This is a genomic window from Streptomyces sp. MK37H (genome assembly GCF_018035285.1).
GTDB lineage: Bacteria > Actinomycetota > Actinomycetes > Streptomycetales > Streptomycetaceae > Streptomyces > Streptomyces endocoffeicus.
This window is the reverse complement of record NZ_JAAAYH010000339.1, coordinates 1-9,840: the sequence shown is the minus strand read 5'-3', so window position 1 is coordinate 9,840 and position 9,840 is coordinate 1. Positions and strand designations below refer to the sequence as shown.

Here is a 9,840-nt window from a genome sequence, read left to right as displayed (position 1 = left end):
GCAGCCATCCGGCGTCCACGTTCCCGGCGTCGGCGATCCGCGCCAGCTCGGCCACGGTGAAGCGCCGGCTCCCGCTGAGCGAACGCGAGAGCTTGGACGGGTCCATCACCACCCGCCGCGCGAATTCGCGCTGGGTACACCCGGCTTCGCCGATCACCTGACGTACGCGTTCCGCCACGTCGAACTGTTGCAGCATGGCCGACACGGTACGGATGCGTTGAGATAAGCGCAATGCATGTGACAGTTGAATGCCCGCTTCATACCTAAATCCATGGGAATTTCACCCGGGAATTGCGATGCGGACTGACTGATGCATCAGTTGTGCCCGATGATGTTCGAACACTTCCGACTATGCTCACCGGGCGTGAGAACAGGAGAGATCGGGTGACACCGGGTGGGGACGACATACGGCTTGTCGGCGGCCGCTACCAGCTGGGCAACCGGCTGGGACGAGGCGGCATGGGCACGGTCTGGCGCGCGTACGACCAGATGCTGGCGCGCGAGGTCGCTGCCAAGGAGCTGAACGTCGCGAGCGACGACCAGGAGTACCACCGACGGCTGCGCCGGGCGCTGAGAGAGGCACGTACCGTCGCCCGGGTGCACCACCCGCATGTGGTGGGCGTCCATGACCTGGTCGAACACGACGACCGGCTGTGGATCGTGATGGAGCTGATCGACGGCCCCAACCTGGCCCGCCGGATCGCGGACGACGGCCCCCTCACGCCCCGCCACACCGCCGCCCTCGGGCTGCAGCTGCTCGGCGCGCTGGAGGCCGTGCACGCCGCCGGGGCGCTGCACCGCGACGTCAAGCCCGCCAACGTCCTGCTGCGCCGGGACGGCAGCGCCGTCCTCACCGACTTCGGCATCGCCGCCCTGGAAGACGACGAGTCGCTCACCACCACCGGTGAACTCCTCGGCTCCATCGGCTACATGGCGCCCGAGCGGCTGACCGCGGAGGAGGTCGGCCCGCCGTCGGACCTGTGGTCGCTGGGCGCGACCCTGTCCGCGGTCGCCTCCGGCGTACCGCCCTTCCAGCGCGCCACCGGGGCCGCCGCGCTGCACGCGGTCACCTTCGCGGATCCGGAGATCCCGGAACGGGTCGGCCCCCTGCGGCCCATCGTCGAGGCCCTGCTGAACAAGTCACCGGGCCGGCGCCCGTCCGCGGCCACGGTCGGGGCCGCGCTGCGCCGCGTGGCGGACGGGGCGGAAGACCCGGGCCCCCTGCCTCCGGCGGGCACTCCGGGCGACTTCCCGGAGACTCCCACGGACGTGGCGGCCACCCCCGCGGACGTGGCGGACACCCCGACGCCGGCCGCAACGCCCACGGCGACCACACCCCACACCCTCACCGGCACCCCAACGCCAACCGCACCCCACACCCTCACCGGATCGCCCACCCTCAGCGGGACTCCCACCCTGGACCGGGAACCGACCGTCATCGACCGGGCGGCCGGATCGCCACCCCCTCGACCCCGTGACCGGGGCCGGGCCCGGACCTGGTGGTGGACGGCGGGCGCGGCACTCGCGGTGGCGGCCCTCGCCACCGGGCTCTTCTTCGCCTTCGGCCCCCCGTCCAACGGCGACGACGACGCGGCGCAGCCTCCCGCCACCACCACCAGCAAGGTGACCGTGGACGCGGCCCGTGGCTGGCAGTCCGCGACGAGCACCCCGGTCCAGAAGGGCGACAAGGTATCGGTCCGCTACACCAGCGGCACCTGGACCGTGGACTCCGCCAACCTGCCCTTCGTCGGCCCGGCCGGCCACACCGCCGCCGACGACCAATCCCTCCGCTTCGCCTGGCAGGACTGCAAGGTGGACTCGGCGGTCCCCTTCGGCGCCCTCCTGGGCCGCTACCCCGGAAACCCCGGGAACCCCCACGCCGTACACCGCGCCTGGCACTTCCAGGCCACCCGCTCGGGCACCCTGCAACTCCGCGCCAACGACCGCGAGGGCTGCCTCGACGACAACAAGGGAGCCCTCACCGTCACCGTGCAGATCACCCACTGACCGGGCGGCACGGCGCGCCCGAGCACGCGGTTCCGCGAAAAACGTGGGCGCCATGGGCAACGGACAGGCTTCGTCGACGCGTCCTTCCGGGCGGCCCCGGCAACAGCGCCTGGGTCACCGGCACGAAAAGGGAGCGTCACGTGGACTCGAACGCGCATGCCGTGCGTCAGGAGAAGGAGACGAGGAAGAAGCCGCTTTCCCGGCGGCGTGTACTGGCCCTGTCCGGCGGGGCCCTCGTCGCCGCTGGGTGCACACAGGGCGAACGAGAGCCCGCCGACAAGGCGGGTCACAGTCCCGGCCCCGACGCCGACTCCGACTCCGGCGAAAGGGCCTCCGCCAATGGGCCGGACGGCGCGCTGGGAGCGAATTTCAACGAGGACCCCGACAGCGTGACCTTCGGCGAGTTGCGCGAGCTCTCCGCGGGCTGGCTCCGGGGTTTCGTTCCGATGCCCGAGGTCACGGACGACGCCTCCCACCAGCGCGCCATCGCGAAGCTCCTGGACGCCCATCGCCTCGGTCACAGCACGGTGCTCTCGCTGATGTTCCCGTACAACCACCGGCCGATACCCCGGCCGGGCGGCTCCGCCATGGCCGCGGAACTCGCCCGGGTCGACAAGGTCCTGCACACCGTCCTCGACACCGTCGACATCCTGGCCATCGGCAACGAGCCGTTCATCGAGAGCCTTGCCCAGGACCGCCGCTCGGGCGCGCTGAACGCGTTCTACGAGACGGTCGCGGAGCACATCATCGCGTACCGGAAGAAGCACTTCGGCTCGCGCTGCCGGACCCACCTCCACATGGGGGCGCTCAACTACCTCGACAGGCCGGACAAGCGGACGCGGGCCACCGACCGCTGGCTGTCCTTCACCCGCCGGACCCCGGAGATCGAGGGCGTGGACATCCACCCCCATGTGTCGGCGCCGGAGAAGGTACAGCCCTACCTCGACTACATCCTTCCCCGCCTCCGCGACGGCCAGAAGTTCCTGGTCACCGAGTTCTCCCTGGTCCAGCTGTGGAGGCTGCACCTGAACGACACGATCCCCGCGCGCTTCGCCCGCCGCTACCGCCTTCCGACGGACACCCCGGTGTGGAAGGTGATCAGGGAGGCCATCGAGCATCCCTTCCCCGAGGAGAAGTGGCGTGACTTCCTCGCCATGAGCCCCTGGTTCGAGAACAACAAGCACTTCCTGCGGGACCAGGTGCGCCACTTCCGCGATACCGGGCGCCTCGCCGTGGCCACGTACGGAGTCACCCAAGGCGCCGCCATGACCAGGAACTTCGGCCCGGACAAGCAACCCTGGCTGCTGAACAGCCTCTACGCCAACCGCACCGTGGAGCGGGCCGACGACGGCTCACCGGCCCACAACTACGGTTTCTTCGACGACTTCCGGGCCCTTCAGCGCCCCCAGGACCGCCGCCCACCGCGGAACTGATCTCCCGCCAGTTCTCCTGGCCGGCACGGGCGCCCTGGTCAGCCTGGCCGTCCTGCGGGCTGTCCACGCTGGCGAAGGGGGCATGGGAGCTATGAGGGCCCCTGGCTCCGGTAGCCCGTCACCTCGCCGATCCATCGCATGAAGGCACCCGGGTCCTGGTTGGCCCCGTGTCCGGCGTCCCAGTACATCAGGGCGTTGACGTCGTCGCCGAGGTTCTCCAGTCCGGCGGCGAGGTTGCCGAGGACCGTGAGGGAGGTGTCGGTGTCGCTGGTGCCGACACGGAGCCACCAGTGGCGGGCGCGGCCGGGGTTGGGGTGCCGGATGAAGTGCATCGGGTTCATCAGGGCCAGCGTCCGGGGCAGATCGCTGTCGAGCCGTGCGCCGTCGTCGCCGGTCGTGTGGCGGAGACTATACGGCGTGAAGTGCCGGGCCTTGGTGGTTCCGCGGCCGAAGAGGTTGTTCTCGGGTGCGGAGAGGTCGAAGGAGTCGAAGGCCGGTACGTTCTTCTTCCGCCCCACATGCGCGAGGAAGTCCTCCCATGCGAAGGCCGCCCTGCCTCCGGACCAGGTGATCCACGCGTTCTTGTCGAGGTAGGCGGTGCGATCCGCGTCCGGCAGTGCCGTGAGACAGCGGGTGGCGGCAGGCTGGAGGTAGGTCCGCAGGAGGTAGTCGTCGTAGGTGCGCGCGGTGAGGGGGCCGAAGCCCCGCTTCCCCCGCAGCCGCAGGGACGCCTGGTAGTCGGCGAACGCGGCGCTCAGCTGATGCGAGACGGTCTGGTCGACGACCTCGCCGGAGCTCAGCGCGCTGCCGCCGAACATCCACTCGTACGCCATGTCGGCGTGCTCGAGATCGGCGATGGGGCACCAGCCGCCGGCGGCGAAGATGGCGTCGCTCGCGTCGGCCGCGCCCAGCTCCCTCAGATACGGCTCGTACAGGGGGCTGTCCCCGGAGACGCCCAGCAGGGCCGACAGGGCGCCTCCGGCGCTGGTGCCGGAGGAGACGATCCGGTCGGTGTTGCCCGGGACGCGGCCCTGGTTGTGGCGCAGATACCGTACGGCGGCCTTGAGATCGACGATGGCGGCGGGCGCCACGCCGTAGTACGTACCGTCCGGCGCGATGAGGTCACGGCCCCGCGCGCCCGGCTCCACCACGACGTAGCCCGAGGCGAGCCCCCGGTCGGCGTTGCTGACCATGCCGCCGGGGGCCCCGGGACCGCCAGGGCCTCCGGGACCCCCGGGACCGCTGTCGCTCGTCACCGATGACGACAGATAGCCGCCTATCCGGTTGGCGAGGAGGATCGGGGCGTCGGTGGCATTGACGGCCCTGCCGTCGATCTCGACGGGAACGCTGACGTTGAGGCTCTGATACTTCGTGTCCACGGGCCTGGCGACATAGACGACGCCCTTGTACAGGCGGTACGTCACCTTCTTGTCGCCGTCGTCCGTGGACACGGTCTTCGTCCCGGTCGTGTAGCCGTCCTTGTCGAAGGCCAACGGATCGGAGCCGGCCGAACCGGCCGAACCGGTCGAACCCGTCGCGCCCGTCGCGCCCGCCGCCGACGCGCTGAATCCCCCGCCGGCCGCCGGCGCGGCGGCGGCCGCGGCAAGCCCCATGACCATGGTCCTGCGCTTCACGGACAACTCCTCACATGGCGCGCTCTGATGCCTCCTGGGTCGACGAGAACGTAAAGCGGTGGCCGCAAAATCGTCAACAATTATGTTGATTTCATCGTGAACGCCTAGCCCACGCACAGGGAATTCATAGCCCCACCGCCATCCAGGAGGGCCATTCGCGTCACGCGGAAAGCGAATTCAGCCAGTCGACCAGCAGCCGATTGACCTCCTCCGGGCGCTCCTGCTGGATCCAGTGGCCGCAGTCCTCGAGGATGTGCGAGCCGACGAGCCCGGGCAGCGTGCTCGGGTACGCCTTGATCGCGTCGCCCATCCAGGCGGTCGAGGCGTCCAGGGCGCCGCCGACGAAGAGCGACGGCTGGGTGATGGGCGCACCGTCGTACTCGGCCAGGTCCTCCCAGTCCCGGTCCATGTTGCGATAGCGGTTCAGCCCTCCGCTCAGCCCGGTCCGCTCGAACTCACCGGCGTAGACATCGAGGTCCCCCTCGCTCAGCCAGGCGGGCAGCCGCCCGGCGGGGAACCGCTCGCGCAGCGTCCGGCCGCGCGTGACGAAGTGCGGGTCGGGCAGATCGGGCCCGGGTATGGTGTCGCCGGACAGCGCGGCGTAGATCCCCGCGAGCCAGCCGCGCACATCCGGCTCGATCTCCGCCTCGGCCCGGCCCGGCTCCTGGAAGTAGGAGACGTAGAACTCCTCGTCCCCGCCCATCCCGGTGAAGACCTCGGAGGGCCTGGGGCCGCCACGCGGGGCGTACGGCACGCTCAGCAGCCCGACCGCCCGGAACACATCCGGGCGCAGCAGGGCGGAATTGGCGGCGATGGGCGAGCCCCAGTCGTGCCCGATCACCACGGCGGACTCCTCGCCGAGCGCCTCCACCACGGCGACGTTGTCCGCCACCAGCTCCCGCATCCGGTACGCGTCCACCGCCTCGGGCCGGGATGAGCGGCCGTACCCACGGACATCGACGGCGGCCACCCGATACCCGGCCGCGGCCAGCGCGGGCAGCTGGTGGCGCCATGAGTACCAGGACTCCGGAAAGCCGTGGACGAGCAGCACCAGCGGGCCGGTGCCGCCCTGCTCCACGAGGTGGATCCGCCCGGCGGGTGAGGGCACCAGACGGTGAGTGGGGTCGGTTGTGGGCGGCATCTGCGGCATGGTTCCCTCCCGGGTCGCGCTGAAATTCTGTGGGGCGGCCGATGGGACCGAGCTTGCCGTGCCGTCCGCGACGCGGACCACACCCGTTGCCGGTTCGGCAAACCATTCCGGCCGCTCGCCGACGCTCCAGATGTGCGGGTTCGCGACGTTACTCCCAGAATTGATCGCACGGAGTCTTCTCGTGGAGGTGAGGGCCGTGGCGACGTACATCACGCTGCTGAACTGGACCGAGCAGGGAGTCCGCGCCTACAGGGACACCACACAGCGCACCGAGGACTTCGCCGCGGCGCTGAACAAGCTCGGGGCGCGTCTCGTGGACATCTACTGGACGGATGGGCCGTACGACCTCGTGTGCATCGTCGAGGCCCCGGACGACGAGACCGCGACCGCGGCGTCGCTGCAGCTCGGCGCGTTGGGCAATGTCCGCACCACGACCCTGCGGGCCTTCGGACGGGAGGATATGGGCCGCATCATCGCCAAGGCCGCCGGCTGAGGCGGTGCGCACAAGCTGAGGCGGTGCGCACAAGAGGAGGTGCGCACGCGAGGAGCGGTGCGGATACGAAGACCGGTCCAGGAAGGGAGCCCTCCTGGACCGGCGCCGTGCCGCGGTGCGACTACGTGTCAGTCCTGATGGACGACGTTCGTGCCCGGGCCCCCGGACAGGGTGTCCGTGCCGGGGCCGCCGTACAGCTTGTCGTCCCCGCTGTTCCCGTAGATCGTGTCGTCCCCGCTGTTGCCGTACAGGACGTCGTTGCCCTTCCCGCCGTAGAGGAAGTCGTTTCCGGTCCCGCCGTAGATCGAGTCGTTGCCGTCGTCGCCGGACAGATGCTGCCGGTCCGCGCCGCCGTGGATCTCGTCGTTGCCCGCGCCGCCCTCGACGGCGCTCTCCTCGCCGCCTGAGTAGATCGTGTCGTTGCCGTTGCCGCCCTGGGCGATGGTGCCCTCGGCGGCGTGGATGGTGTCCTTGTCGTCACCGCCGGAGACCACCGTGTACGCGCCCACCGTAAGGCTGTCGTCGCCCGTTCCGCCGCCGACGTAGTCGCCGTTGCTGCCGTCGGTCTCGGTCAGCGTGTCCTTGCCGGCGCCGAGGTCGGTGGAGGCGAAGTAGTAGGTCTGGTCGGTGGTGTTGTCGTAGCTGACGACATCGTTGCCATCGCCGAGGGACATCTTCAGGGTGGCGTACGGGTCCTGGCTCTCCAGGGTCTCGACCGTGCAGGAGACCTTGGTGTGGTCCGCGCTGTCGGGGTAGGCGCAGCCGCTGCCCGCGGTGATCGGGACGGAGTCGTCGATCATATAGACGATCTCCGCGAGGCCGCTGGTCTTCGAGGCGGTGACGGCCACCTTGTTGGTCTGGCCGGAGGCGGCCGTGTAGAGGATCGCGTGGTCGCTGGGGCTGAACGCGGCGGTGGCCGAGGGCGTCGCGGCGCCGGCCGTACCGGCGAGGACGAGGGGAGCGGCCAGCCCCGTACCGAGAGCCAGGGTCAGCGCCGACGCGGCACCTAGAACCCGGCGGCTGACCAGGGGAGAACGCATTGCCGACCTCCATGAGGCGTAGGGGGTGGTGACAATCGCGTGTGACTTCCGGGGTTTGCGGTTGGTTGTGCGATGGCGAAAGCGGTGCAAGCCACGTACAGCCGACCCGCATCTCTCCTGACCAGCGAGGTTTGACCGATCGGCCGCGACAGGACAACGTCCCGTCGGCCGCGATTCACCATAAATTCATCGCCGTGTTCGGCCGGTGGCCTGGCCCCGAAGAACGCGGGCCAGGCCACCGAAACCGACTACGAGCTGGTGCTACTTCGTAGCGGGGCCGGACAGCTCCTTGCCGAAGGCGGCGTCGTCCGCCGGGGAGCCGAGATCGCCCGGCCCGATGAGGGCGGAGCCCTCGGCGGTGAGCCCGTCGGCGCCCGCGTACAGCAGGGCCACCGCGCCCGCGCCCTCGGTCCGGTTCGGGACCCCCACGGCCAGGTCGGGCTTGCCGTCGCCGTTGTAGTCGGCCGGCGAGATGGCGTCGCCGAACCAGTCGCCGCCCGTCATGCCGCCGGGGACGCCCTCGGTGTCGAGGGAGAAGGTCTGCGCACCCGCGTCGGTCAGCCAGTCCTTGGTGCCCTTCAGCACCGTGATGGCACCGGCGTCGTTGTAGCCCCCGGGGGCCTCGGCGCCGGTGTCGCTGACGACGAGGTCGTCGTGGCCGTCGCCGTTGATGTCGGTGAGCCGGGAGGCGATGCCGTTCTGCGCCTTGCCCGTCCAGTTCACCGGATGGGCGGTGTCGAGCCCCTCGGCCGTGCCCGGGTACGTCCGCAGACGCGCGTCGTCCGGGCCGTCCGTGAACCCGGTGTCCGTGACGACGTCGTCCTTACCGTCGCCGTTGATGTCACCCACCACGGCCCGGTACGAGGCGAACGGCAGCGGTACGTCCTTGCCCAGCGAGGTGCTCTTCAGCCCTGCGGACGAGCCGGGCAGCACGCCGAGCGTGCCCTCGTCGGCGGGGTCGTCCTGGTAGGCGACGGTGACCAGGTCGGCGAAGCCGTCCCCGTTGATGTCGCCCGAGGACAGGTGCTCTGTGCCCGCGCCGCCGCCGGGCGGGGTGACGCTGGACATCTTCGGGGTGGCGGTCTCGCGCAGGTTCGCCGCGCCGTTCACGACCTGGACCTCGGTGCCGTCGGAGATGGCGATGTCGTCGCGGCCGTCGTGGTTGTAGTCGCCCACGGCCATCCGGTCGCCGAACAGCGCGTAGGCGGTGGCCTTGGGCGCGTGGAAGGCGATGGCGTCGCTGGAGAGGCCGTCCTTCGAGCCGAAGACGACCGTGACCGAACCGGCCCGCTTGGCGCTGCCGATGGCCTCGTAGTTCGCGGCGACGATCAGATCGCCGTACCCGTCCCCGTCCACATCGCCGCGCACCACGGCCGAGCCGAAGTGGTCCCCGGCCTCGGGGGTCCCGGGAATCCCCGGGCTGGCCTGCGACAACGTGCCGTGCCGCCCGGTGTCGACCCCGGCCTTGGCCCCATAGGTCACACCCACGTAGCCCGCCTTGGACTTCCCCGAAACGGTCCCGTCGGGCGCGCCCACGCCGAGGTCGGCATAGCCGTCGCCGTCGATATCGCCCGGTGTGGTCTTCCCTGCCGCGGCAGCCGTGGGGGAGGGCTGCTTCTGGTCGGTCCCGTCGCCGTTCGACACCACGGCGCCGGCCCCGGCGGCCACGGCGGCGGTCACGACGGCACCCACCGCCACGCCCACCACACCTCGGGTTCTATTGCGCACAAATCCTCCATGAGTAACGCATCGGTCGCCCTTGGGCTCCGACCGCCACCTGTCTCCCCCGGCGGCCGGAACGGAAGGGTCATGGAAGGAGAGCTGTCCGAAAGCTGAACGGTTGCCCAATCGAAGGAAAACGAGACAGGGTCGTGATCAAGGCTGGGCGTGGCCCAACTCCCCTGCTGGGGCAGGAACTTGAGGTCAAAGGCGGAGAAGTCGGACGCATGGCGGACGGCCGCCGTTGCCCGCGTCGACGAGACGCGCCGACCGCGTCCGCCAACCTCCGTCACTGACCGTGAGGACCGCCATGTCCCCTGGTCGGCGTGCGCCCCGCCCCGCACCGTCGCAATCTGGACGCATG

8 protein-coding genes are annotated in these 9,840 nt (G+C 70.4%); 3 read left to right on the top strand and 5 right to left on the bottom strand.

The features are described 5' to 3' along the window. A partial coding sequence (locus GWI24_RS33225) for a helix-turn-helix transcriptional regulator (protein ID WP_210949766.1) occupies positions 1 to 196 on the bottom strand: 196 nt, incomplete at its 3' end. Positions 197 to 384: 188 nt separating this feature from the next. Between GWI24_RS33225 and GWI24_RS33220 the strand changes: the two genes are divergently transcribed. After that, positions 385 to 2,007 (top strand): serine/threonine-protein kinase, encoded by a 1,623-nt coding sequence (locus tag GWI24_RS33220; RefSeq protein WP_210949765.1) that lies wholly within the window; start codon positions 385 to 387, stop codon positions 2,005 to 2,007. Between the two features lie 140 nt (positions 2,008 to 2,147). After that, positions 2,148 to 3,440 (top strand): hypothetical protein, encoded by a 1,293-nt coding sequence (locus GWI24_RS33215; protein WP_308344168.1) that lies wholly within the window; start codon positions 2,148 to 2,150, stop codon positions 3,438 to 3,440. Between the two features lie 89 nt (positions 3,441 to 3,529). Here GWI24_RS33215 and GWI24_RS33210 read toward each other — a convergent pair whose 3' ends face one another. Together GWI24_RS33210 and GWI24_RS33205 are read right to left on the bottom strand one after the other, a co-directional pair. Next, the gene (locus GWI24_RS33210) at positions 3,530 to 5,053 is read right to left on the bottom strand and encodes a subtype B tannase (RefSeq protein ID WP_210949767.1); all 1,524 of its coding nucleotides are present in this window, start codon (positions 5,051 to 5,053) and stop codon (positions 3,530 to 3,532) included. 181 nt (positions 5,054 to 5,234) lie between these two features. Next, entirely contained in the window at positions 5,235 to 6,224 is a 990-nt protein-coding gene (locus tag GWI24_RS33205; protein ID WP_210949764.1) for an alpha/beta fold hydrolase, read from the bottom strand. A 196-nt stretch (positions 6,225 to 6,420) separates the two neighbouring features. Here GWI24_RS33205 and GWI24_RS33200 point away from each other — a divergent pair, with 196 nt between their 5' ends. After that, positions 6,421 to 6,717: a GYD domain-containing protein gene (locus GWI24_RS33200; RefSeq protein ID WP_210949763.1), complete on the top strand. Its 297-nt coding sequence runs from the start codon at positions 6,421 to 6,423 to the stop codon at positions 6,715 to 6,717. A gap of 128 nt (positions 6,718 to 6,845) precedes the next feature. On the opposite strand, the gene GWI24_RS33195 is transcribed toward GWI24_RS33200, so the two are convergent. After that, the gene (locus GWI24_RS33195; protein ID WP_210949762.1) at positions 6,846 to 7,757 is read right to left on the bottom strand and encodes a calcium-binding protein; all 912 of its coding nucleotides are present in this window, start codon (positions 7,755 to 7,757) and stop codon (positions 6,846 to 6,848) included. A 261-nt stretch (positions 7,758 to 8,018) separates the two neighbouring features. Then, the gene (locus tag GWI24_RS33190; RefSeq protein WP_210949761.1) at positions 8,019 to 9,485 is read right to left on the bottom strand and encodes an FG-GAP and VCBS repeat-containing protein; all 1,467 of its coding nucleotides are present in this window, start codon (positions 9,483 to 9,485) and stop codon (positions 8,019 to 8,021) included. Positions 9,486 to 9,840: the final 355 nt, after the last annotated feature.

Excerpts from the sequence above, each read along its gene's own strand:
- GWI24_RS33210 (WP_210949767.1), bottom strand. The coding sequence starts at position 5,053 with ATGGGGCTTGCCGCGGCCGCCGCCGCGCCGGCGGCCGGCGGGGGATTC.
- GWI24_RS33195 (WP_210949762.1), bottom strand. The coding sequence starts at position 7,757 with ATGCGTTCTCCCCTGGTCAGCCGCCGGGTTCTAGGTGCCGCGTCGGCG.
- GWI24_RS33205 (WP_210949764.1), bottom strand. The coding sequence starts at position 6,224 with ATGCCGCAGATGCCGCCCACAACCGACCCCACTCACCGTCTGGTGCCC.